General features: G+C 72.9%; 20 protein-coding genes and 3 pseudogenes. 9 read left to right on the forward strand and 14 right to left on the reverse strand.

Annotation, left to right across the window (positions count from 1 at the left end; genetic code table 11):
- Positions 1 to 12: 12 nt before the first annotated feature.
- The 4 genes from CCZ36_RS08265 to CCZ36_RS08280 all read right to left on the reverse strand — a co-directional run bounded on the left by CCZ36_RS08265 (position 13) and on the right by CCZ36_RS08280 (position 4146).
- The gene (locus CCZ36_RS08265; RefSeq protein WP_128817356.1) at positions 13 to 1380 is read right to left on the reverse strand and encodes a bifunctional RNase H/acid phosphatase; all 1368 of its coding nucleotides are present in this window, start codon (positions 1378 to 1380) and stop codon (positions 13 to 15) included.
- The gene (locus CCZ36_RS08270) at positions 1380 to 2123 is read right to left on the reverse strand and encodes a zinc ribbon domain-containing protein (RefSeq protein WP_199887466.1); all 744 of its coding nucleotides are present in this window, start codon (positions 2121 to 2123) and stop codon (positions 1380 to 1382) included. The genes CCZ36_RS08265 and CCZ36_RS08270 overlap by 1 nt, the downstream gene beginning before the upstream one ends.
- Positions 2120 to 2956 (reverse strand): Nif3-like dinuclear metal center hexameric protein, encoded by an 837-nt coding sequence (locus tag CCZ36_RS08275; RefSeq protein WP_128817358.1) that lies wholly within the window; start codon positions 2954 to 2956, stop codon positions 2120 to 2122. The genes CCZ36_RS08270 and CCZ36_RS08275 overlap by 4 nt, the downstream gene beginning before the upstream one ends.
- 146 nt (positions 2957 to 3102) lie before the next feature.
- Entirely contained in the window at positions 3103 to 4146 is a 1044-nt protein-coding gene (locus CCZ36_RS08280) for an ABC transporter substrate-binding protein (protein WP_128817360.1), read from the reverse strand.
- Positions 4147 to 4359: 213 nt separating this feature from the next.
- Here CCZ36_RS08280 and CCZ36_RS08285 point away from each other — a divergent pair, with 213 nt between their 5' ends.
- On the forward strand, positions 4360 to 5775 hold the full coding sequence (locus tag CCZ36_RS08285) for a hypothetical protein (protein WP_128817362.1): 1416 nt from the start codon (positions 4360 to 4362) through the stop codon (positions 5773 to 5775).
- A gap of 392 nt (positions 5776 to 6167) precedes the next feature.
- On the opposite strand, the pseudogene CCZ36_RS08290 reads toward CCZ36_RS08285, so the two are convergent.
- Together CCZ36_RS08290 and CCZ36_RS08295 are read right to left on the reverse strand one after the other, a co-directional pair.
- Positions 6168 to 6502, reverse strand: a pseudogene (locus CCZ36_RS08290) (short chain dehydrogenase); the annotation flags it as partial.
- A 127-nt stretch (positions 6503 to 6629) separates the two neighbouring features.
- Positions 6630 to 8075 carry an MFS transporter gene (locus CCZ36_RS08295; RefSeq protein WP_069740080.1) on the reverse strand — a complete coding sequence of 482 codons (1446 nt, stop codon included), beginning with the start codon at positions 8073 to 8075 and terminating at the stop codon, positions 6630 to 6632.
- Positions 8076 to 8209: 134 nt separating this feature from the next.
- Here CCZ36_RS08295 and CCZ36_RS08300 point away from each other — a divergent pair, with 134 nt between their 5' ends.
- Positions 8210 to 9931, forward strand: a complete 1722-nt coding sequence (locus CCZ36_RS08300) for a BCCT family transporter (protein ID WP_128817364.1) — start codon at positions 8210 to 8212, stop codon at positions 9929 to 9931.
- A 19-nt stretch (positions 9932 to 9950) separates the two neighbouring features.
- Here CCZ36_RS08300 and CCZ36_RS08305 read toward each other — a convergent pair.
- Positions 9951 to 10625 (reverse strand): annotated as a pseudogene (locus CCZ36_RS08305) (thiolase C-terminal domain-containing protein); the annotation flags it as partial.
- Between the two features lie 373 nt (positions 10626 to 10998).
- On the opposite strand from CCZ36_RS08305, the gene CCZ36_RS08310 reads away from it, so the two are divergent.
- The 5 genes and pseudogenes from CCZ36_RS08310 to CCZ36_RS08330 form a co-directional block, all read left to right on the forward strand.
- Positions 10999 to 12567, forward strand: coding sequence for an MFS transporter (locus tag CCZ36_RS08310; RefSeq protein ID WP_128817366.1), 1569 nt, complete (start codon positions 10999 to 11001; stop codon positions 12565 to 12567).
- Positions 12568 to 12715: 148 nt separating this feature from the next.
- Positions 12716 to 13303, forward strand: a complete 588-nt coding sequence (locus CCZ36_RS08315; RefSeq protein WP_234427716.1) for a class I SAM-dependent methyltransferase — start codon at positions 12716 to 12718, stop codon at positions 13301 to 13303.
- A gap of 86 nt (positions 13304 to 13389) precedes the next feature.
- The gene (locus CCZ36_RS08320) at positions 13390 to 14292 is read left to right on the forward strand and encodes an N-acetylmuramoyl-L-alanine amidase (RefSeq protein ID WP_128817368.1); all 903 of its coding nucleotides are present in this window, start codon (positions 13390 to 13392) and stop codon (positions 14290 to 14292) included.
- Between the two features lie 167 nt (positions 14293 to 14459).
- Positions 14460 to 15308: a DUF5336 domain-containing protein gene (locus CCZ36_RS08325; RefSeq protein ID WP_069740075.1), complete on the forward strand. Its 849-nt coding sequence runs from the start codon at positions 14460 to 14462 to the stop codon at positions 15306 to 15308.
- 114 nt (positions 15309 to 15422) lie between these two features.
- A pseudogene (locus CCZ36_RS08330) lies at positions 15423 to 15706 on the forward strand (LLM class flavin-dependent oxidoreductase); the annotation flags it as partial.
- An 80-nt stretch (positions 15707 to 15786) separates the two neighbouring features.
- Here the strand turns inward: CCZ36_RS08330 and CCZ36_RS08335 are convergent.
- Both CCZ36_RS08335 and CCZ36_RS36405 read right to left on the reverse strand, forming a co-directional pair.
- Positions 15787 to 16566, reverse strand: a complete 780-nt coding sequence (locus tag CCZ36_RS08335; protein ID WP_069740074.1) for a maleylpyruvate isomerase family mycothiol-dependent enzyme — start codon at positions 16564 to 16566, stop codon at positions 15787 to 15789.
- Positions 16567 to 16688: 122 nt separating this feature from the next.
- On the reverse strand, positions 16689 to 16823 hold the full coding sequence (locus tag CCZ36_RS36405) for a hypothetical protein (protein WP_257791363.1): 135 nt from the start codon (positions 16821 to 16823) through the stop codon (positions 16689 to 16691).
- 90 nt (positions 16824 to 16913) lie between these two features.
- Here CCZ36_RS36405 and CCZ36_RS08340 point away from each other — a divergent pair, with 90 nt between their 5' ends.
- A complete protein-coding gene (locus tag CCZ36_RS08340; RefSeq protein WP_079149745.1) occupies positions 16914 to 17204 on the forward strand; it encodes a hypothetical protein in 291 nt (96 codons plus the stop codon).
- A gap of 23 nt (positions 17205 to 17227) precedes the next feature.
- Here CCZ36_RS08340 and CCZ36_RS08345 read toward each other — a convergent pair whose 3' ends face one another.
- The 3 genes from CCZ36_RS08345 to CCZ36_RS08355 all read right to left on the reverse strand — a co-directional run bounded on the left by CCZ36_RS08345 (position 17228) and on the right by CCZ36_RS08355 (position 20428).
- Positions 17228 to 18298, reverse strand: coding sequence for a prenyltransferase (locus CCZ36_RS08345; protein ID WP_128817370.1), 1071 nt, complete (start codon positions 18296 to 18298; stop codon positions 17228 to 17230).
- The gene (locus CCZ36_RS08350) at positions 18295 to 19026 is read right to left on the reverse strand and encodes a class I SAM-dependent methyltransferase (RefSeq protein ID WP_019764966.1); all 732 of its coding nucleotides are present in this window, start codon (positions 19024 to 19026) and stop codon (positions 18295 to 18297) included. Before CCZ36_RS08350 ends, CCZ36_RS08345 begins: the two co-directional genes overlap by 4 nt.
- Positions 19027 to 19114: 88 nt before the next feature.
- On the reverse strand, positions 19115 to 20428 hold the full coding sequence (locus CCZ36_RS08355; RefSeq protein ID WP_069740071.1) for a glycosyltransferase family 4 protein: 1314 nt from the start codon (positions 20426 to 20428) through the stop codon (positions 19115 to 19117).
- 263 nt (positions 20429 to 20691) lie between these two features.
- Between CCZ36_RS08355 and CCZ36_RS08360 the strand changes: the two genes are divergently transcribed.
- A complete protein-coding gene (locus tag CCZ36_RS08360) occupies positions 20692 to 21321 on the forward strand; it encodes a TetR family transcriptional regulator (RefSeq protein ID WP_128819418.1) in 630 nt (209 codons plus the stop codon).
- Here CCZ36_RS08360 and CCZ36_RS08365 read toward each other — a convergent pair.
- Positions 21269 to 21958: a 4'-phosphopantetheinyl transferase superfamily protein gene (locus CCZ36_RS08365; RefSeq protein WP_128817372.1), complete on the reverse strand. Its 690-nt coding sequence runs from the start codon at positions 21956 to 21958 to the stop codon at positions 21269 to 21271. The genes CCZ36_RS08360 and CCZ36_RS08365 overlap by 53 nt on opposite strands.
- Positions 21955 to 22206 carry a hypothetical protein gene (locus CCZ36_RS08370; protein WP_030707905.1) on the reverse strand — a complete coding sequence of 84 codons (252 nt, stop codon included), beginning with the start codon at positions 22204 to 22206 and terminating at the stop codon, positions 21955 to 21957. The genes CCZ36_RS08365 and CCZ36_RS08370 overlap by 4 nt, the downstream gene beginning before the upstream one ends.
- Positions 22207 to 22253 lie beyond the last annotated feature (47 nt).

A 22253-nucleotide genomic window follows, 5' to 3' on the forward strand; every position in this document is an offset into this window, starting at 1 on the left:
CCGGGCCAGCCGCTAGCGCAGGTGCGAGGTGTCGTTGAGCAGGCGTACGGAGGCGTTGCCGTCCCCGTAGTACGCGACGGTGGAGACCGAGGCCGCCGACAGCTCCATCCGGAACAGCGCCTCGGGCGGGGCTCCGAGGGCGAGCCGGACGAACGTCTTGATCGGCGTCACGTGCGTGACGAGCAGGACCGTGCGGCCCGCGTACCGGGCGACGAGCCGGTCCCGGGCGGCGGCGACCCGCTCGGCCACCTCCGCGAAGCTCTCGCCGCCGCCGGTCGGGGCGGTCTCCGGGGAGGCCAGCCAGGCGGTGAGGTCGTCGCCGTACCGCTCCCGTACCTCCCCGAAGGTCAGGCCCTCCCACGCGCCGAAGTCCGTCTCGCGCAGGCTCTCGTCGATCCTGACGTCGAGGCCGAGGCGGGCGGCGACGGCGGCGGCGGTCTCGCGGCAGCGGCGCAGCGGCGAGCTGACGATCTCCTGGACCGTGCCGAGGGCGGCGAAGTGCTCGGCGGCCCGCTCGGCCTGGCCGCGGCCGACGGCGGAGAGCTCGGGGTCGGTCCCGCCGCTGCCGGAGAACCGCTTCTCGGGCGTGAGGGCGGTCTCGCCGTGCCGGAGCAGGACGAAGGTGGCGGGCGCGCCCAGGTCGGGGGCCGAGCCCCAGCCGGTCTGCGGGGTCCCGGCGGGCTGCCGCGTGGCGGAGTGGGCGTCTGTCGGCTCGCCGCCCGGTCCCGTCGTCCCATCGGGCAGCGGCGCTTCCGCCGTCTCCCCGGGCAGGGCGAAGAGCGCGTCGGCCGAGGCAGCCGCACCACGGGCCGCCGCCAGTGCCGCGCGGGCCTTGGCGGCGCCCGCGGCCTGGTCGCCCGGCGGGCCCTGCACGGGCGGCGAAGCGCTCGGGGTACGGGCGGACGGGCCGTCCAGGGCGGCCGTCGAGGCGGACGCCTCCCACTGCCGGCCGTCGCGGCCCGCGTCCATCGCCTCGTTGGCGAGCCGGTCCGCGTGCTTGTTCTGCGCGCGGGGGATCCACTCGTACGTCACCGAGGACGGCGGCAGGATCGCGGCGGCCCGGGCCGCCAGCGGCTTCATGTCGGGGTGCTTGATCTTCCAGCGCCCCGACATCTGCTCGACGACCAGCTTGGAGTCCATCCGGACGTGGACCCGCAGCGCGTCCCCCGCGTCCGGGAACAGCGCCTTCGCGGCCGTCAGACCGGCGATCAGCCCCCGGTACTCGGCGACGTTGTTCGTCGCGACGCCGATGTACTCGGCGGCCTCGGCGAGGGGCTCCCCGGTGGCGGGGTCGATGACGACCGCGCCGTAGCCGGCGGGCCCCGGGTTGCCCCGGGAGCCGCCGTCGGCCTCGACCACCACCTGGCGGGCGACGCTCATTACAGACCCGACTCCGCGGTGCGGACCAGGATGCGGTGGCAGTTCTCGCAGCGCAGGACCGTCTCCGGGGAGGCGGCCTTCACGTCGTTGACCTCGGCCATGTTCAGCTCGAGGCGGCAGCCCTCGCAGCGGCGCTGGTAGAGCCGGGCGGCGCCGACCCCGCCCTGCTGGGCGCGGAGCTTGTCGTACAGCTTCATCAGGTCGGCGGGGACGACCTCGGCGACGACCTGGCGGTCCTTGGTCACCGTGGCGGCCTCGGCGTCCAGCTCGGCGGTGGCCGCGTCACGGCGGGCGGTGGCGTCGTCGACCTTGGCCTGGACCGCCGAGACCCGCTCGGTCAGTTCGGCGACCCGCTCCTGGGCGGCCTCGCGGCGCTCCATGATCTCCAGGACGACGTCCTCCAGGTCACCCTGGCGCTTGGCGAGCGAGGCGATCTCGCGCTGGAGGCTCTCCAGGTCCTTGGGCGAGGAGACCGCGCCGGAGTCCAGGCGCTGCTGGTCGCGGACGGCGCGCTGACGCACCTGGTCGACGTCCTGCTCGGCCTTGGTCTGCTCGCGGGCGGTGTCGCTCTCCTCGGTGGTGGAGGCGACCAGCAGGTCGCGCAGCTGCGCGAGGTCGCTGCTGAGCTGCTCGATCTCGGCGTGCTCCGGGAGCGAGGAACGCTTGTGGGAGAGCTGGGCGAGACGCGTGTCGAGGGCCTGGACGTCGAGAAGTCGGATCTGGTCGGCGGGCGCGGCGTTCAGTTGGGGGCTCCAGAGGAATGGTGGGTGGTCCAGGGGTCGGTGACCTGCTTCGAGACATGGACCCGCAGGTCCCATCCGTGGCGGTCGGAAAGCGCGTCGAGCTGGGCCGCCGCCTGCTCGCACCAGGGCCACTCGGTGGCCCAGTGCGCGGCGTCGACGAGGCCGAGCGGCGAGTGCTGCACGGCCTCGGACGCCGGGTGGTGGCGCAGGTCGGCGGTGAGGAAGGCGTCGACGCCCGCGGCGCGCACGGCGTCGAAGAGGCTGTCGCCGGAACCGCCGCTGACGGCGACGGTGCGGACGAGCGCCTCCGAGTCGCCGGCCAGCCGGATGCCCTGCGCGGTGGCGGGGAGCCGGGCGGCGGCCCGGGCGGCGAAGTCGGCCAGGGTCTCGGGGTGGTCCAGCTCGCAGATCCGGCCGAGTCCGCGCCGCCCGGCGGGGTCGGTGGGATCGGGGACGAGCGGCCCGGTGACGCGCAGGTCGAGGGCGCCGGCGAGGGCGTCGGAGACGCCGGGGTCGGCGGTGTCGGCGTTGGTGTGCGCGACGTGGAGGGCGATGTCGTGCTTGATCAGGGTGTGGACGACCTTGCCCTTGAAGGTGTCGGCGGCGACCGTCGTCGTCCCGCGCAGATAGAGCGGGTGGTGGGTGACGATCAGCTGGGCGCCGAGCTCCAGGGCCTCGTCGGCGATCTCGCGGACCGGGTCGACGGCGAACAGCACCCGGTCGATCTCCGCGTCCGGATCGCCGCAGACCGTCCCGACCGCGTCCCAGCCTTCGGCCCGCTCGGGGGGCCAGAGGGCGTCGAGGGCGGCGATGACTTCAGACAGACGGGGCACGGGGGAAAGGCTACCTGTCCGGGGTGGCCCCCCGCCCCTGGCCGCCGGACCCCGTACGCCGGGACCGGCGGCCGGACACGAATCGTTACGTCGGACCCCTCGGCGGGCCCGCACGGAAGACGTCCGCCGGGCCCGTACAGAAGGCGCTACTTCACCAGGTCCGCGCGGAGGTCGTCGAGGACCAGATCGGCCGAGGTGACGCCGAGGCCGAGGTACCAGGTCTCGTCGGAGACGTCCTTGGCCCGGCCTTCCTTCACGGCCTTCAGGTTCTTCCACAGCGGGTTGGAGCGGGCGGTGTCGCGCTGGGTGGCCTTCGGGTCGCCGTAGACGCCGGTGAAGATCCAGTCGGCGTCCGCCTCGTCGATCTTCTCCGGGCTGATCTCGGCGGCGAGGTCGTCGATCTGCTGGTTCTTCGGGCGCGGCAGGCCGACGTCCTCCAGGATCGTGCCGATGAACGAGGCCTTGGCGTAGAGCCGGAGACGGTCGGGCATGTAGCGGACCATGGAGACGGTCGGCTTGTCGGGGCCGATGTCCTCGCCGAGCTTCTCGGCCTTCTTCTCGTACGCGGCGAGCGCGGTCTCGGCCTGCTTCGTGCGGTCCAGCGCCTGGGCGTTGAGGAGGTAGTTCTCCTTCCAGGTGAAGCCGGGGCGGATGGAGAACACGGTGGGGGCGATCTTGGACAGCTCGTCGTACTTGTCCGCGGCGCGGAGCTGGCTGCCGAGGATCAGGTCCGGCTGGAGGCCCGCGATGGCTTCGAGGTTGAGGCTGTTGATGGTGCCGACGCTCTTCGGCTCGCCCGCGTCCTTCTCCAGGTACGAGGGGATGGCCGCGTCGCCCTCGCTGGGGGCGTAGCCGACCGGCTTCACGCCCAGCGACACCACGTTGTCGAACTCGCCGACGTCCAGCACGACCACGCGCTGGGGCGCGGCCTTGATCTCGGTCTTCCCCATGGCGTGGGTGACCGTCCGGGGGAACTCGCCGGCCTTCGCGTCCGTGCCGTACGAGGCGGTCTTCCTGACCGCGTCCGCGAAGTCCTTGCCGCCCGTGGCGACGGCGGCCTTCTTGCCGCCGCCCGCGTCGGACTTCGCCGCGTCCGCGTCGCCGCCGTCACCGCCCCCGCAGGCCGACAGCGAGAGGGCGGCCGCCACGGCCAGGGCGACTGCGGCGGTACCGCGGGGGCGAAGGGACATCACTTACTCCAGCTTGTCCGCGTGCGTGCGGGGGAGGCACGGACGTTTGGTTAGGGTCGCCTCACCATAGACACGCCCCTCTCCGACAGCACACTCACCCCTGCCACCTCAGGAGAATCCGGGCATCGCCACCCTTATGTGTGAAGTGCGGTGGCTCGTGTTGTTCGGCTGGAAGTGCGAAAACTAGCTTTCGTAGCCGGAGGTGACGAGTCCATGACTGCCTGTGCCATCGAGGGTGGATCCGCCGGGGCCGCCGCGACGGCGAACCCGGAAGCGGAACCCGAACCGGAAGAACCCGGAGAGTCCGGGGAGCCCGGCATGACCGGGCCCGCCGGGGCGGACAGCTCCGGCCCGCTGCCCGCGTCCATCGCGGACGGACGCATCGCGGACGGAGAAGGGGAAGGACAAGCGGACGAGGAGGGCCGGGAGCAGTACGGCGAGCGGTACGGGGGAGCAGGAGCAGCATCGCCCACGGGGACCGACGCGCGGTCGTACGCCGACGGCGCGCCGCCCCCCGGCCGCTTCACGCTCACCGCGGACGGCGCCTATGCCGCCCGGCTCACCGCCGCCCCCGGGCCGCCGGGCGAGCGCGCCTGGTATCCCGAGCGGTGGACGCTGGACGGACCCGAGCCGTACGCGGTGCCCCTCCCCCTCGACCAGCCCGAGGAATCGGACTCCGAGGTGGCCCCGCTCGCCGACGGGCGGGTGCTGATCCGGCGGCGGGTGGCGGACCGGCACATGTTCTCGCTGCTCTACCCGACCGGCCCCGGGACCGGCGAACTCCTGCTGGGCGCGGTCGGGTGCGCGGAGATGACGCTGCTGCCACCGTCACCGGACGGCCGGTGCGTGTACGCGTTGGCGGCCGGTGAGTACCACGCCTCGCTGTGGCGGGTGGCGGGCGGCGCGTCCGGGCCCGAGGAGGTCGCGCGGATTCCCGGCCGCTGCTCGGGCGGGGTGTGGCTGGACCGGGCGGGCCGGATACTGGCACTGGACCGGCAGGAGCCGGGGGGCGGGCCGGTCAAGGCCGTCGCCGTCGACCTCGGGCGGCAGGGCGAGGTGACGGCGCTGCTCCAGATCGCACCGGAAAGCAACGACCGGCTGCTGCTCGCGGACGCCGACAGCGGGCTGCTGCTGCTCCGCTCCGACGCCCCGGGCCACGACCGGCTCGGCTGGGGGGTGCTGGGAAGCTGCCTGCCCGTCAGGTTCCCCGAGTGCCTGCGCCTCCCGGACGTGGCGGTGACGCCGTTCGCGGTGCAGCCGGGCCAGATGCTGATGCCGGAGAGCTGCGCGGTGGCGCTGCGGATCGACGGGGCGCCGGGCAGCTGGGTGGGCGTCTGGCGCCCGACGGGCCGGCGACTGCACCAGTTCGCGGCACCGTTGGGCTGGGTGCCGGGGGCCGGCTTCTGGAGCCGGGACGGCGTGCTGCGCCTGCCGTACGCGAACGGGGCGACGCCCTGCGGCGTGGCGCTGCTGGACGCACCCGAGGACGTGGAGCCCTCCCCCGTGGCCGGCCGTACGGGCGGCGGGGAGGACGGAAGGGAACCGTCCGCCGCCGACACCGCTCCTGCTGTGTGTAAGCCCGTTCCGTTGGGGCAGGCGCCTCTGCACCAGGCCGCCCGACCTGATTGAATTCGGGGCCTGGGCTACGCGACCGTTCCGGGCGGGTACCGACGGCGACCGGGTCGGGCGACGGTGGCGGGGCCGAACGACACACGTAGGTGCGACACACGCAAGCGATCACAACGGGGTGACTTCCCACATGTCCGAAGCACGGACCGACACGACCCAGCAGCGCCCGACGGGGGCGGACGAGGGGACCGGAATCAGGGGTTCCGGAAGGCACCGCGGGGGTGCGTCGACGGAGAACACGTCGGTGCGGCCGCACGGCCGCCACCGCCGGCCCGCGGAAGCGGAATCCGCGGCGGCCTGAGCCGCCGACCGGCGCGGTGCGGGAGGCCCGGACCGGCGGACGTCCGCCGGTCCGGGCCTCCCGTGCGTCCAGGGGTACGGCTACCGCCGTTTCAGCCCAGCACTTCGGCGGCGGCGAAGGTCTCGTTCGGCGGCCGGTCCGCGTAGTACGGGGTGAGCAGCTCGTCCAGCTCCGCGAAGGTGAACGCCTCCTTCGCCGCGCCGAACCGGGCGGACACCCGGGGCCGTTCGACGACGGCGACCATCCCGCCGTGGACGACGAGCCGTTGCCCGTTGACCCCGGCCGCCGCCGGTGAGGCGAGACAGCCGACGAGCGGGGAGACGTGCTCGGCGCCAGCGGGTCGAGGGTGCCGTCCGCCGGTTCCTGGAATCCGGCGAAGACGTCCTCGGTCATCCGGGTCCGGGCGCGCGGGCAGATGGCGTAGGCGAGACCGGCAGGGCACACCCCTTCTAGAACGCGTTCCAGCTGACGCCCGATGACCCATGCATAACGCAGGCCCCGGAAGTCGGGAAGAGTTCTGACTTCTTGTCAAGTCACGGGTGGGGAACGGGTCCTACGCCGTGGGGCGGGGCGCGCGGTGGTTCGGCAGCCAGAGCAGCATCACGATCGCCCCGGCCAGCAGCACCCCGCTCGCGGTACGGAACGCCATGGCGTATCCGGCGGTGATCTCGGCCGTGTCGCCGGAGCCCGCAGTGCGCGCGGCGGCGACGGTGGAGAGCACCGCGAGGCCCAGCGCGCCGCCCATCGTGCGGGAGGTGTTGACCAGGCCCGAGACGAGTCCGGCGTCGCCCGGCTCGGCGCCGGAGGTGGCGAGGGTGGCGAGCGGGGTGGAGGCGAGACCGGCGCCGCCCATCATCAGGACGCCGGGCAGGCAGATCGCGGTGAGGTAGGAGCCGTCCACGCCCATCGTGGACTGCCAGCCGAAGCCCGCGGCGGTGATCAGGACCCCGGCGACGGCGAGGGACTTCGCCCCGGTGCGGGCCATGAGGCGCGGGGCCAGCTTGGAGCCGATGACGACGGCGGCCGAGGTCGGGATCAGCGCGAGGCCGGCCTGCAACGGCGTGTAACCCAGGACGTTCTGGGCGTACACGGTCATGAAGTACCACATGGAGAAGGTCGCCGACCCCATGAGCAGCATCGATACGTTGGCCGAGGAGACGGCCCGTACGGAGAAGACGCGCAGCGGGACCAGCGGGACGGCGGTCCGTGCCTCGACCACCACGAAGGCTGCCAGCAGCGCGAGTCCGGAGAGCAGCGGCACGAGGGTCGCGGCGGCGGTCCAGCCCTCGGCCTCGGTCTGGACGACGCCGTACGCGACGGCGGCGAGGCCCGCGGTGACCAGGACCGCGCCCAGCAGGTCGATCCGGCGGCGGTCGCCGGCGCGGCCCTCGGCGACGCGCAGGGCGGCGCCGATCAGGACGAGCGCGCCGATGGGCACGTTGATCAGGAGGACCCAGCGCCAGGAGAGGGCGTCGGTGAGGACCCCGCCGATGAGCCCGCCGGCCGCGCCGCCGCCCGCCCCGACCGCCATCCAGGTGCCGATCGCCTTGGTGCGGGCGGGGCCCTCGGGCACGGCCGCGGTGAGGATGGTGAGGGTGGCGGGCGCGAGGACGGCGGCCCCGAGCCCCTGTGCGGCGCGGGCGGCGAGGAGCTGCCAGCCCTCCTGGGCGAGGCCGCCCGCGAGGGAGGCGGCGGTGAAGAGGCCGAGCCCGACGAGGAACATCAGCTTGCGCCCGTAGATGTCGGCGGCCCGCCCGCCGAGCAGCATGAACCCGGCGAACGCGATCGAGTAGGCGTTCACGACCCACTGGAGACCGACCGCGCTCAGCCCCAGGTCGGCCCGCATGGAGGGCAGCGCCACATTGACGACGGAGACGTCGAGGACGACCAGGAACTGGCCGGTGCAGGCGGCGAGCACGACGGCCCAGGTGCTGGGACGTATGCGGGAGGAGGCGGGCGGGGCGGAGGCGGGAGCGGAGACATCGGGCATGTCGGCCATGGTCGCAGGCGGCCGGAGGCCCGTACATCGGGCATGGGGCCCAGGTCTCGGGACCCGGTGGCCGCGGCCATGGTCGTCGGTCCCGGCGTGGCACATCACCTACAGCAGGCCGTACGCCACCATAGTGGTGCGCTATGAGTACGGAGAACGCCCATGTGCCCCCCGGCCCCACGGATTCCGGTGCGGAACCCGGTCACGGGGCGGACTCCTCGCCGGACCGGGTGGTGGTGGCCGTCGGGGTGCTGGGCGTCATCGGGATCGTGCTGTGGGCGGCCTTCGGGAAGAAGTCCTTCCAGAGCGCCTCGAGCGCGGCCCTTCCGTGGGTACTCGAAAACTTCGCGTGGCTCTTCGTGATCGCCGCCGACGTCTTTCTGGTGCTGTGCCTCCTGATCGCCTTCAGCCGCTTCGGCCGAATCCGGTTGAACAGGGACGACTCTCCACCGGAGTTCTCGAACTTCCCGTGGATCGCGATGATGTTCAGTGCCGGCATGGGCATCGGACTGATCTTCTACGGTGTCGGAGAGCCCGTCGCGCACTACTTGAGCCCGCCGCCCTCCAGCGGGGCCGAGCCGCAGTCGAACAGCGCCGCGAGCGCCGCCATGGAGTACTCCTTCTTCCACTGGACCCTCACCCCGTGGGCGATCTACGGCATCGTGGGCCTGGCGCTCGGCTACGCGAGCTTCCGGCAGGGCAGGGGCAACCGGTTGAGCGCCGCGTTCGTCCCCCTCATCGGCGCACGCCGGGCGAACGGCGTCTTCGGCAGGGTCCTGGACCTGCTCGCCGTCTTCGCCACCGTCTTCGGCACCGCGACGAGCCTGGGTCTCGGCGCTCTGCAGATCGCCATCGGGCTCGATCTGACGGCGGGCCTCGACCAGAGCACCGGCGTGCAGCTTGTGATCATCGCCGTACTCGGCGCGGCCTTCGTGATCTCCGCCTTCACCGGCCTGCACGGCGGAGTGAAATGGCTCAGCTCGATCAACCTCGTCGTCGCCGCGACCCTCATGGTCTTCGTCTTCGTCACGGGTCCGACCGTCTACCTCCTGGACGTGCTGCCATCCTCGGTCGGCGGCTATCTGGACCAGCTTCTCCCCATGGCCTCACGCACCGGCGCGTTCGGCGGCGAGAGCTGGCTGGGCATGTGGACGATCTTCTACTGGGCCTGGTGGCTGTCCTGGGCCCCCTTCGTCGGCACCTTCCTCGCACGCATCTCCCGGGGCCGCACGATCCGCGAGTTCCTCCTCGCCGTGCTGCTCGTACCGAGCGGGGCGACCGCCCTGTGGTTCGTGGTGCTCGGCGGAACCGGAATCCGTCTCGCCGAAACGGGCGTCGTCGACATGGCCGAGAAGGCGAAGGAGGGGACGGAGGCGACGCTGTTCGCGATGCTCGACGGCCTGCCGTTCAGCGCGGTGACGTCCTGGACCGCGATGATCCTGATCATGATGTACTTCGTCACGAGCGCGGACTCCGCCTCCCTGGTCATGGGTTCGCTGACCAGCAGGGGCGCCCTGCACCCGCGGCGCTGGCTCGTCGTCACCTGGGGGCTCCTGATGGCGTCGGTGGCGGCGGCCCTGCTGGTGGCGGGCGGGCTGGAGTCGCTCCAGAGCGCGACGATCCTGGTGGCGCTGCCCTTCGTCGTGGTGATGCTCTTCCTCTGCTGGTCCCTGCTCAGGGAGCTGCGCACCGATCCCGGCGGCGGCCCCAGGCGCAGCGAGGGGCTGCACGGCATGCGCGACGCCGTGCGGGTCATGGTCGGTGAGGAGTTGAGCAGCCAGCCGGCCCCCCGCCACCGCCATCTGCGCCGCGCGGCCGCCGCCCGTACGACCAGTACCGAGGACGACCGGGACGCGGAGGGCTGATGCCGTGGCGCGGCACGGTTCAGCCGCGCCGCAGCAGCGTGACCACCGCCGCCCCTCCGAGGCCGATGTTGTGGGCGAGGGCGGTCCGGGCGCCGGGGACCTGGCGGACTCCGGCCTCGCCGCGCAGGTGCCAGGTCAGCTCGGCGGCCTGGGCGATGCCGGTGGCGCCCAACGGATGGCCCCGGGAGATCAGCCCGCCGGACGGGTTCACCACCCAGCGGCCGCCGTAGGTCGTGGCCCCGGACTCGACGAGCTTTCCGGACTCCCCCTCGCCGCACAGTCCCAGCGCCTCGTAGGTGAGGAGTTCGTTGACGGAGAAGCAGTCGTGCAGCTCGATGACGTCGAGGTCGTCGGGTCCCAGGCCCGCCGCGGCGTACACCTGCTCGGCGGCGGCCATCGACATCGGGGCGCCGACCGCGTCGATGCAACTGCCGGAGGCGAACGACGCCTCGGTGTCGGTGGTCAGGGCCTGGGCGGCGATCTCCACGGCCCGCTCTCCCAGACCGTGCCGCTCGGCGAACCGTTCGGCCACAACGGCCGCCGCCGCACCGTCGGAGGTGGGCGAGCGCTGGAGCTTGGTGAGGGGGCGGTGGACGGTACGGGCGGCGAGGACCTCCTCGACCGTGTACGGGTGCTGGAACTGGGCGTACGGGTTGTCGACCGAGTGCCGGTAGTTCTTGGCCCCGGCGGCGGCCGGGCTCCCCGCGTCGAGGAGTCCGCGCACCTCACCGGGGGGTGCGGCGCGGGCCAGGCACCCCCGAACGGAGTGCGCCGGCGCACGGTGCTCCTCGGTGATCCCGATGCCGGTACCGACAGCCGTGCCCCTGCCCGTGCCCCTGCCCATGCGCGTCTCCGGCGGTCGCAGCCACTGGAACGGCGCAAGAGTAGAACACGTTCCCACCCGACGGAAGGTCAGGAGACGGGCGGATCCGGCCCGGAAGCCGGAATGCGGAGCCCGGACCGGAGTGCCGGGCCGGGCCGGAATAGAAGCGCCACCCAGAAGCGTTCACCCTGCACACACTTGGGGGGAGCCCGGGTGACCGAAGGCTGCCCGGGAGGCCCCACGCATGCGACGGACGCGACGGATACGGCACGCACAGGAGCTTCCCGAGCCGCCGAAGGCGCGGCGTTCCGGCGGCATCGTGCCCGTCCTCGCGTTCGCGGGCATCACCGTCGCGGTCATGCAGACCCTCCTCGTCCCGGTCATCAAGGACCTGCCGGTCCTACTGGACACCACCCCGGCCGATGCCACCTGGGTGATGACCGCCACCCTGCTCGCGGGCGCCGTCTCGACCCCGATCATGGGCCGCCTCGGTGACCTGTACGGCAAGCGCCGGATGCTGCTCGCCTCGCTGGCCGTGATGGTGATCGGCTCACTGATCTGCGCCTCCACCGACAACCTGATCGTGATGATCACCGGCCGCGCGCTCCAGGGCTTCGCCATGGGCGCCATCCCGCTCGGCATCGGGATCATGCGCGACGAACTGCCGCGCGAGAGGCTCGGCTCGGCGATGGCGCTGATGAGCTCCTCCATCGGCGTGGGCGGCGGGCTCGCGCTGCCCGTCGCCGCACTGGTCGCCCAGCACGCCGACTGGCACGCCCTGTTCCTCGGGTCCGCCGGGCTCGGCCTGCTCGCGATGGCGCTCACGTACGCGCTCGTCCCCGAACCCCCGCTGCGCGCACCCGGCTCCTTCGACCTCCTCGGCGCCCTCGGACTCTCGCTCGGCCTGGTCCTCCTTCTCCTGCCGGTCACCAAGGGCAGCGACTGGGGCTGGACCTCGGCGCCGACCCTGGGGCTGCTCGCCGCATCCGTGGCCACCCTGGTGCTGTGGGGCCTGTTCGAACTGCGCACCCCGGCTCCGCTGGTCGACCTGCGCACCACCGCCCGCCGCGAGGTGCTGCTCACCAACCTCGCCTCGATCATGATCGGGGTCGCCTTCTACGCGGTCTCCCTGGTCCTGCCGCAACTGCTCCAGCTGCCCACGTCGACCGGTTACGGCCTCGGGCAGTCCATGGTGGTCGCCGGCCTCTGCGTGGCCCCGCTGGGCGTGACGATGATGTTCGTCGCCCCGCTGTACGCCCGGATCTCGGCCCGCCGCGGCCCCAGGACCACGCTGATGCTCGGCATGCTGGTCATCGCGATCGGTTACGGGGCCGGGCTCGGCCTGCTCTCCGCCGCCTGGCAGACCGTGCTGATCGCGGTGGTGCTCGGCGCGGGCATCGGCCTCGCCTACTCCTCGCTGCCCGCTCTGATCATCGGCGCCGTCGACCCGTCGGAGACCGGCGCGGCCAACGGCCTGAACACCCTGATGCGGTCCATCGGCACCTCGGTGTCGAGCGCCGTCATCGGCATGGTGCTGGCCAACACCTCCGTGACGATGGGCTCGGTCGAGGTGCCGTCCATGGAGGGATTCCGGATCTCGTTCCTGATCGCCACGGGCGCGGTGCTGATCGGCCTGGTGCTGGCGGCGTTCCTGCCCGCGCAGCGGCCCTCCGCACATCCGGTGCTCCTGGCGAGCAGCGCGGGCACCGGACCGGGCCCCGCCCCCGCCGACGCCCCGGTCGCCGCCACGGCCCCCGCCGAGGCCGTCGGCCGGGCCGTACGGCACGATGGGTCGCCGTCGACCGGCCCGTGAGCCGTCCCGCCCCACCTGGAGGAACCCCGTGACCGCCGAGTCCGCCGCCGCTTCCGCTTCCGCGTCCGCCGCCGGACCCGCCGCACCGACCGGACCCTCCGGCCCCGGGCCGGAGATCCTCGCCGCGTTCGAGACCGCCAAGGGCTTCATGCCGGTCCACGAGGGCCTCGCGCTGTACGCCGCCGCCAGCGAGGCCGGCGCGCTCGGGCTGCCGCTGCTGGAGGTCGGCACGTACTGCGGGCGCTCCGCCATCCTCCTCGCGGACGCGGCGCGGGGAGCCGGGGTGACCGCGCTCACCGTGGACCACCACCGGGGCAGCGAGGAGCAGCAGCCGGGCTGGGAGTACCACGACCCGAGCGTGGTGGACCCGGAGGTCGGGCTGATGGACACGCTCCCGACCTTCCGCCGCACTCTGCGCCGGGCCGGCCTGGAGGACCACGTGGTGGCGCTGGTCGGGCGTTCCCCGCAGGTCGCCGCCGTGTGGAGCGGACCGCTCGGGCTCGTCTTCATCGACGGCGGGCACACCGACGAGCACGCGAACGCCGACTACGAGGGCTGGGCCCCGCATGTCGTCGAGGGCGGACTGCTGGTGATCCACGACGTGTTCCCCGACCCGGCCGACGGCGGGCAGGCCCCGTACCGGATCTACCGGCGGGCGCTGGTCTCCGGGGCGTTCACGGAGGTGTCGGTGACGGACTCGCTGCGTGTGCTGCGCCGCACGGACGCCGGGATCTGAGCCGTACGGCACCGGGCATCCGAGCGGTTCGGGGCCGGGGCGCGGGCAGCGGGCCGCCCGGACGGCCGGGTGGATAGCATCGCCGCGTGCCGTACGACGACAGCCCTCCCCCCACCCGCCGTGCCCGGCCCCTGCCCGTGGCCGCGGCGCTGGCCGCCGTATGCCTGACCGCCGCCGGATGCGGTGGCGGTCCGGAACCCGGCGAGACCGGTGCGGCCTCGCCCCGGCCCGGCGCGAACGCCACCACCTCGGCGGCCCCCACGCCGGCCGGGAAACAGCCGGAGCCGACCGCTTCCGCGAAGCCGCTGCCGAAGGGCGCGCTGACCGGCCGGACCGTGGTGATCGACCCGGGGCACAATCCGGGTAACCGCGACCACACCCGGGAGATCAACCAGCAGGTCGATATCGGCACCGGCCGCAAGGAGTGCGATACGACGGGTACGGCCACGAACGACGGTTACGCGGAGGCCCGGTTCACCCTCGACGTCTCCCACCGGCTGCGGGCGCTGCTGGAGGCCGAGGGTGCCCGGGTCCGGCTGACGCACGACGCGGACCGGCCGTTCGGGCCGTGCATCGACGAGCGGGCCCGGATCGGGAACGAGGCGGAGGCCGACGCGGTGGTCTCGGTGCACGCCGACGGATCCGCGGTGGGCAACCGGGGCTTCCATGTGATCCTGCCCGCCGAGGTCAAGGGCGGCGGGGCGGACACCTCGGAGATCGTGAAGAGTTCCGCCGATCTCGGCGCGAGGATCGCGGGACACTTCGCCCGCACGACCGGAAGCGCGCCTTCCAATTACATCGGCGGACCTACCGGCCTGGACACCCGGGATGATCTCGGTGGACTGAATCTGTCGACCGTGCCCAAAGTGTTCGTCGAATGCGGCAATATGCGTGATCCGAAGGATGCCGCACTGCTCACCAGTGCGAGCTGGCGGCAGAAGGCGGCCCAGGGACTGGCCGACGGCATTACCAGCTACCTGCAGGGGTAGTTGTGCGGTGATATTGGGGGGATACCCGCTCATGGCCCGGGCTCCGGAGCAACCCGCCCGGGCAGACGATAGATTCATCCGTACGATGGGGAGCCGCTCCCGAGCTTCGAGCCGCACCGGCGGCAGCGACGACCGCCCCGACGAGACGACCGACTAAGGACCTTCACGTGAATATCCGATCCCTCACACGAGGCGACGGCGTGGTGATCGGAGCAGCGGTCGTGCTGTTCATCGCCTCTTTCCTCGACTTCTCCAGCTACGACTGCCCGCAGGGCGTCGACTGCTCCCGGTTCGACAGCCCGAACGCCTGGGACGCGCTCGGCATCCTGATGAGCGTCTACCTCGCCGGCGTCATCGCGGCGGCGCTGGTGATCGTCAGCCGTGCGCTGCCGGGCCGCAAGGTCGCCGGGCTGGACCTCGGCCAGTTCGGCGTGGCGCTCGCCGTCTTCGCGCTGTGGACCGCCTTCTGGACGATCCTCGACATCAGCAACGCCGGGGCCGGTATGATCCTCGGCCTGCTCGCCACCATCGTGCTCGCCGGCGCCGCGATCGCCGGACCGCTGGTGCCCTTCCTCAAGGCCCCGCTCCTCAGCCCGGCGAGCCCGGCGCAGGGTGTGCAGGGCGGCCAGCCGCCGTACGGTGCCCAGCCCGGCCAGGGCTACGGCTACCCGGGCGGCCAGCAGGCGCCGTACGGCGCCCAGCCGAGCCAGGGTTACGGCTACCCGGGCGCGCCCCAGCAGGGCCAGCCCGCCCCGGCCGACCAGGCGCCGCAGGCCCAGGCCCAGCAGCCCGCGCCGGGCGGCGCGGCCCCGGCGGGTGACTTCACCCCGTTCTGGTTCGCCGTTCCGGTGGCGCGCCCACTGTACGGCGAGGACGGTTCGCCGAACCCGATCGCCGAGCTGGCGCCGGGCACCTGGTACCTCGCGGTGGAGCAGCGCGGCCAGAGCCTGATCGCCCAGACGCAGGACGGCCGTCGTGGTGTCCTCCAGGACACCACGGGCATCCAGCGCGGCTGATCCTGACGCACACACCGCGGCCCCTCGCCCTTCCGGGCGGGGGGCCGTTGTCGTACAGCCCCACCCGCACCGCCCACATTTGACGTACTGTCAGCCATTGCTGGAGGGAACGGTATGCGGCTCGGACTCGCGCTCGGGTACTGGGGCCGCGGCCCGGAGCCCGGCCAGCTCGCCCTGGTCCGGGAGGCGGAGCGGCTCGGCTACGACTCGGTGTGGACGGCGGAGGCCTGGGGCTCGGACGTCTTCACACCACTGACCTGGATCGCCGTCGGCAGGCGTTGGCGCGGCAGGGGCCGGTCGAGCTGGCGGGCCGCTTCCACTCCCATCCGTACGACCTGCGCGCCTCGCTGGCGGTGCTGCTGGGGGCGGAGGGCCCGAAGAACACGTCTGCGACGATGTGGCCGAGGGGGCTGTGGCAGGTGAAGGCGATGCTCGGCTGCGGAACTCAACTCCTGGGCGGGGCCGATCGACAGGGTGCTCAGCCGAACGAGGACCGGTCCAGCCAGAAGTCCAGCAGTGCCGCGTCGCCCAGTACCTCCACGCGCGGGTCGGTGGGCTTCAGGCGGCGGTTGAAGACGAGCATCAGATCGGTGAGCGTGCCGCGCAGCGCGACCGTGGCCTTCTCGTGCGCGTGCCGCCAGGTGAAGCGGTCGTCGCCGAACTCGATCAGCCACTCCGCACCGGGCACGTCGGTGGCGTGCAGATGCAACGAGCGCCCGCCGCCCCGCAGTTCGGCCGCCTCCGGATCGCCTTCCTCCTGGGCCAGGGCGACGATGCCGAGCCATTCCTCGATGGTGTCGGCGGCCACCTCCGCGTCGACCTCGTACGGGGCGCGGGCGGCGAGCGCCGCGTCCGCCCGGTGCACGGCCGTCTCGTGCGTCATGCGGCGCGCCCAGAAGGCCGTGCGCTGCTCCGTCACCCAGGTCCACACCTCGGCGTCCGGCCCGGCCTCCCGCAGCGCGGCCACGGTGGCGGCCGCGCCTTCGGCGAGCCAGGCGTCCAGCGCGGCCGGGTCCGCGCCGTCCGGCCCCTCCAGGCCGGGCACCTTGTCCTCCGGGACCTCCTCGGTGGCCCGGGTGCGGACTGTCTCGCCGACCCAGCGGTGGGCGCCGCCGACATGCACCGCGAGCTCGCGCAGCGTCCAGTCGGGGCAGGTGGGTACGGTCACGCCGAGATCGGCACCGGTCAGCACCGCGCGCAGGGCGTCGGTCTGGGCCAGGATCTCGTCGCAGTAGCGGTCGTGGGAGAGAGACGTCATGCGGCACCCTAACCGGCGGACCCCGGGGTGATCTTCCCGATTTCCGACCGCTGCCGTCCGGCCGGCGCCGGCCACCAGCCACCAGCCACCAGCCACCAGCCACCAGCCACCAGCCAGGGTCGCTATCCGGTGAGCAGCGAGGTCGAGGGGACCTTGTCCGTCACCTCGGCGCCCGCGTCCCTGCCCGCGTTCTTGATGCTGTCGGTACGGAAGGTGCACGGCGGAGCCTCCTGACCGAGAGTGACGGACCTCGGCACTCCTGCTCACACTCGCCCGCTCCCCCAAGGGTCGCCACTCCGTGCGGGCCTTCCGGGTTTCACCGTGCGTAAAGCGGCAACCAGAGTTCCATGTCTCCCAGAACCCGTTCAGGAAGCAGCTCAGCGGCACGCGTCATTGCCGTCGTGGCCGACGTCTTGGCCTTCATCATCATCCTCTGGATCCTGATGTACCTGCTGGACGCCAACCGGGGCAACGACTTCGTGCAGTGGGTGCACGACTCGGCCCGCTGGCTGGCCGGCTGGTCGTACGACCTGTTCACGTTCGACCGGACATGGGCGAACGTCGTCGCCGGTTACGGTCTCGCGGCCGCGGTCTACCTCTTCATCGGGCACGCCGTGGCGGGCCGGCTCCGTCGCTGAACCGGCCCCGCTCCTGGCGGTGTTCAGCAGCAGTCCGGGTCCAGGCCGACCGGCAGCCGCTCGCCCCCGAAGACCGCGGTGGTCGCCTCGTCCCCTCCGAGCGCGGCCACCGCGAGCAGCAGGGAGCCCGCCGTCCAGGTGGTCAACTCCTCGGGCCAGACGGCCTTGTTGCCCTCGAAGACGTACCCCGTCCAGTACAGCCCGTCCTCGGCGCGCAGGTGCTGGATGGACTGGAGGATCTCCAGGGCCCGGTCCGACTCGCCCGTCGCCCAGAGCGCCAGGGCGAGTTCGCAGCTCTCACCGCCGGTCACCCAGGGGTTGGGCAGCACGCAGCGCACCCCGAGACCGGGGACGACGAAGCGGTCCCAGCCCTCCTGGATGCGGGCGGTGGCCTCGGCGCCGGTGACCGCGCCGCCGAGGACCGGGTAGTACCAGTCCATCGAGTAGCGGTTCTTGTCGAGGAAGCGCTCGGGATGGCTGCGGATCGCGTGCGCCAGCGCCCCGGTCGCCAACTCCCAGTCGGGCTGCGGCTCCTCGCGGCGCTCGGCGATGGCGAGCGCACAGCGCAGCGCCTGGTGGATCGAGGAGGAGCCGGTCAGCAGCGCGTCGTTCACCGGGGTGCCGTCGGGCTCCCGCTTCCAGCCGATCTGGCCGCCGGGCTGCTGGAGCCGGAGCACGAACTCGACCGCCGCGTAGACCGTGGGCCACATCCGGTCGACGAACGCGTCGTCGCCGGTGGCGAGGTAGTGGTGCCAGACGCCGACGGCCACGTACGCGCAGAAGTTGCTCTCCAGACTCCGGTCCGTCGGCTGCTGCGGATCGCCGTCGTGGTAGGCGGCGTACCAGGAGCCGTCGGCGTTCTGGTGGCGGGCGAGCCACTCGTAGGCGCGGGCGGCGGCCTCGTGCTCGCCGGCCGCGTCCAGGGCCATCGCGGCCTCGGTGTGGTCCCACGGGTCGAGGTGGTGCCCCCGGAACCAGGGCAGCGCCCCGTCCTCCCGCTGTACGGCGGCGATCGCGGCGACCGTCTCGGCGGCCTGGGACGCCGTCAGGACACCGGGCAGGACGAGGTGTTCGGTCTGTTCGGGGGTGCTCACGCCTCGGCCTTCGGAAGGTGCGGCTTGGTGGCGTACGCGACGAAACTCTTGCCGACGACCGGGTTGAGGAGCTGCTCGGCGACCCGGGTCGCCAGCGGCTTCTTCATGATGTCCCAGACCAGCAGCTTGTGGTACGCCCGCACCGGCAGCGCCTTGTCGTTGTCGACGCCGAAGGCGCACTTGAGCCACCAGTACGGCGAGTGCAGGGCGTGCGCGTGGTGGGTGCCGTACGGCTTGAGCCCGGCCTCGCGGATCCGGGCGAGGAGCTGGTCGGCCTTGTAGATGCGGATGTGGCCGCCCTCGACCTCGTGGTACGCGTCGGAGAGCGTCCAGCAGATCTTCTCGGGGCCGTAGCGCGGGACGGTGATCGCTATCCGGCCGCCCGGCTTGAGCACCCGGACCATCTCGGCGAGGACGCCCTTGTCGTCCGGGATGTGCTCCATGACCTCGGAGATGATCACGACGTCGAAGGAGTCGTCGGGGAAGGGCAGGTTGAGGGCGTCGCCCTCCATCGCGGTGGCGGTGGCGCCCTCCGGGGCCTCGCCGGCCTCCTTCATCGCGGCGAACCACTTGGCGACCTCGCGGATCTCCTCGCCGTTCTGGTCGAGGGCGACGACCTGCGCCCCGCGCCGATAACACTCGAAGGCATGCCGGCCGGCACCGCAGCCCAGGTCGAGCACTCGGTCGCCGGCGGCGAGCGGGAAGCGGGTGAAGTCGACGGTCAGCACGAGGGCCTGCCTTCGAGGTCGGAGGTACGGGTTGCGACGAGCGGGTCCGCGGCGGCCCGGGGGCGCGCGGCCGCCCGGGGGTCGGCGGTCACCTGCGGACTCCGCGGGCAGCGATCGCCTGACGGTACAGCTCGGCCGTTCCGGCGGCGGCGCGGGCCCAGGTGAAGTTGGCCAGCACCCGGTCGCGGCCCGCCGCGCCGAGCCGGGCGCGCAGCTCCGGGTCGGCCAGCAGCCGGGCCAGCGCCCCGGCCAGCGCGTCCGCGTCGCCCGGCTCCACCGCGAGGCAGGTCTCCCCGTCGCGGCCGGAGACCTCGGGGATCGCGCCGCCGGTGGTGGCGACGAGCGGGGTGCCGGTGGCCATGGCCTCGGCGGCGGGCAGCGAGAACCCCTCGTACAGCGAGGGCACGCAGGAGACCTGGGCGCTGCGCACCAGGTCGACCAGCTCGGCGTCGCTGATGCCCTTGACGAACTCGACGGCGTCCGCGAGCCCGTGCCGCTCGATCGCGCGGGCGACCGGCCCGTCCTCGGCGCGCTTGCCGACGACGACGAGGTGGGCGGCGGGGTTCTCGGTGCGGAGCTTGGCGAGCGCGTCGACGAGGTGGACGAGCCCCTTGAGGGGGACGTCGGCGCTGGAGGTGGTGACGATGCGGCCCGGGACCTCGGGGACGGAGGGGTCGGGCGACCACAGGTCGGTGTCGGCTCCGATGTGGACGACGCTGATCCGGTCCTCGCGTACGCCGAGGTCCTCGACGATCTCGTCGCGGGAGGAGCCGGAGACGGTGAGGACGGTGTCCAGCTTGCGGGCGACCCGCTTCTGCATCCGGGTGAAGGCGTACCAGCGGCGTACGGAGGCGCGTCGGCGGCGGCCGACAGCGGCGGCCAGGTCGAGCCTGCGGTCCACGGTGATCGGGTGGTGGATCGTCGTCACCAGCGGGGCCCCGAGGTCGCCGAGGAGCCCGTACCCGAGGGTCTGGTTGTCGTGGACGACGTCGAACTGGCCGCGCCGGGAGAGCAGGTGGCGGCGGGCGCGCAGGCTGAAGGTGAGCGGTTCGGGGAAGCCGCCGGTCCACATGGTGGCGACCTCGGCGAGGTCGATCCAGTCGCGGTACTCGCCGCGCTTCGGGGTGCGGAAGGGGTCGGGCTGCCGGTAGAGGTCGAGGCTGGGCAGCTCGGTCAGCGGGACGCCCTCGTCGAGCACCGGGTAGGGCTGGGCGCCGATGACCTCGACGCTGTGCCCGAGCCGCGCGAGTTCCCGCCCGAGGTGGCGAACGTACACACCCTGGCCGCCGCAGAACGGATTGCCCTTGTACGTGAGGAGTGCGATGCGCAACGGCCGGTCACCGGTCCCGGCGGTGCTGCCGTCGCCCGTGCGGGGGCCTGTCTCTATGGCCTCAGCGGTCACACTCGGCCCCCTTCTGACTGCGTGTTCGCCGGAGCGTAACCGGTCGCGCTAATCTAGAACAAGTTTCAGACTTGCTAGAACAAGTTTCATACTTGATCGCTCGACGTGCGTCGAATCTACCGGCAGGTAGCGTCTGCGGAACGGGCGGATCAGGTGATTCGCGCCACGACGGACGCCCTGGCATGCTGTGCGCGCCCGGACGGCCCGCTTCGCCCGTCCGGGTGGATCAAGCCATGGATCGTGGATCGTGGAACGGGGACAGCATGACCGCGGACGCCCGACCGGCAGCGCCTGCGCTGACCGAGCGCCAGGAAGCCCGTCGCCGCCGCATCCTGCACGCCAGCGCCCAGCTGGCCGGCCGGGGCGGGTTCGAGGCGGTGCAGATGCGGGAGGTGGCCGAGGCCGCCGGGGTCGCGCTGGGCACCCTCTACCGCTACTTCCCGTCCAAGATCCATCTGCTGGTCGCGACCATGCAGGACCAGCTCCAGCACCTGCACACCACGCTCCGCAAGCGCCCGCCGGCCGGCGAGGACGCGGCCCAGCGGGTGGCGGAGACCCTGATGCGCGCCTTCCGCGCCCTGCAACGCGAACCGCACCTCGCGGACGCCATGGTCCGTGCCCTCACCTTCGCGGACCGCAGTGTGAGCCCCGAGGTGGACACGGTCTCCCGGCTCACCACGGCGATCATCCTGGACGCGATGGGGCTGGAGCACCCGACGCCGGAGCAGCTCTCGGCGGTCCGGGTCATCGAGCACACCTGGCACTCGGCGCTGATCACCTGGCTGTCGGGACGGGCGTCGATCGCCCAGGTGAAGATCGACATCGAGACGGTCTGCCGCCTCATCGACCTGACGGCGGAGCCTGGGCGGCAGACGGAGACGGAGCGGGGCTGAGTGCCCTGCGGGCTCCGTCCGCTCCGGCGAGCGCGACGACGGCCGCGCGGCGCCGGTCCGTCCACTCGGCCAGCCGGACATCGTCCCGCCCGGCCTTGAACAACGCCTCCCGCCGGACCCACAAGCGCAGCAGCGCCGGACCGGGATCCGGCTCGGCGCCGGCGGCGTCCACCTCGTCGTGCGGCAGCAGCCTCCGCAGTACGGAGACGGGCCCCGGCCGACGCGTCAGGGGCTCCACATCGATTCCGACCGGGCCCGGCCCGACCGCCGCCGCGGCGAGTCCGTCGGCATGGCTGTAGCTGACGCCGACGCCGGGGTGGTCCGGGAGGTACGGCCGGCCGTGCCCGTCCCGCCCGCATCCGGGGCAGCGCTGGGCGGGCCCGACGTCCCGGGGCGACAGCCCGGTGGCCCGGGAGGCGCACAGCCGCAGCAGCAGCCGGGCCGCCAGCACGTCGTCGCGCCGGGTGGGCACCCGGATGCCCGCGAGCCGGCGCCGCTCCCACGGCGCGAGCAGGCCCTCGTCCAGCTCGGGGTGGGCCAGCACCTCGGCGGTGGTGGCGACGAGCGCGACGGCGGCGGCACCCTCCCCGTACGCAGCGGCAGGCTCCACGCCCACCCGGCCGGGGCCCGCGCTCACCCGGCCGGGACCTCCGCGTGGCCGGCGGGGTCGAGGAAGCGCTCCTTGACGCGGGCGAGGGTGCGGAAGTCGTCGATGGTGACCTCCTGCAGATCGATGCTGCTGCCCGAGATCTCCTCCAGCAGATCGACGAACTCCAGGAAGTCCATCGAGTCGATGAGGCGGGCCTCGATGAGGTCCTCGTCCACGCCGATCGGGCCGTCGAGGCCGGGGTTCTTCTCGTGGAGCCACGCTGAGACCTGGTCCATGGGGGAAACGCTCCTCTTGCTGTTCTGGTACTGAACCGTTCCGGTGC

Source organism: Streptomyces sp. S063 (genome assembly GCF_002832675.1).
Lineage (GTDB): Bacteria > Actinomycetota > Actinomycetes > Streptomycetales > Streptomycetaceae > Streptomyces > Streptomyces sindenensis.

What these genes read in the sequence shown, in the direction of transcription:
- CCZ36_RS08265 (WP_128817356.1), bottom strand. Translation starts at nt 1,380, where the DNA reads ATGAGCGTCGCCCGCCAGGTGGTGGTCGAGGCCGACGGCGGCTCCCGG.
- CCZ36_RS08280 (WP_128817360.1), bottom strand. Translation starts at nt 4,146, where the DNA reads ATGTCCCTTCGCCCCCGCGGTACCGCCGCAGTCGCCCTGGCCGTGGCG.
- CCZ36_RS08285 (WP_128817362.1), top strand. Translation starts at nt 4,360, where the DNA reads ATGACTGCCTGTGCCATCGAGGGTGGATCCGCCGGGGCCGCCGCGACG.
- CCZ36_RS08295 (WP_069740080.1), bottom strand. Translation starts at nt 8,075, where the DNA reads ATGGCCGACATGCCCGATGTCTCCGCTCCCGCCTCCGCCCCGCCCGCC.
- CCZ36_RS08300 (WP_128817364.1), top strand. Translation starts at nt 8,210, where the DNA reads ATGAGTACGGAGAACGCCCATGTGCCCCCCGGCCCCACGGATTCCGGT.
- CCZ36_RS08310 (WP_128817366.1), top strand. Translation starts at nt 10,999, where the DNA reads ATGCGACGGACGCGACGGATACGGCACGCACAGGAGCTTCCCGAGCCG.
- CCZ36_RS08315 (WP_234427716.1), top strand. Translation starts at nt 12,716, where the DNA reads ATGCCGGTCCACGAGGGCCTCGCGCTGTACGCCGCCGCCAGCGAGGCC.
- CCZ36_RS08335 (WP_069740074.1), bottom strand. Translation starts at nt 16,566, where the DNA reads ATGACGTCTCTCTCCCACGACCGCTACTGCGACGAGATCCTGGCCCAG.
- CCZ36_RS08340 (WP_079149745.1), top strand. Translation starts at nt 16,914, where the DNA reads ATGTCTCCCAGAACCCGTTCAGGAAGCAGCTCAGCGGCACGCGTCATT.
- CCZ36_RS08360 (WP_128819418.1), top strand. Translation starts at nt 20,692, where the DNA reads ATGACCGCGGACGCCCGACCGGCAGCGCCTGCGCTGACCGAGCGCCAG.
- CCZ36_RS08370 (WP_030707905.1), bottom strand. Translation starts at nt 22,206, where the DNA reads ATGGACCAGGTCTCAGCGTGGCTCCACGAGAAGAACCCCGGCCTCGAC.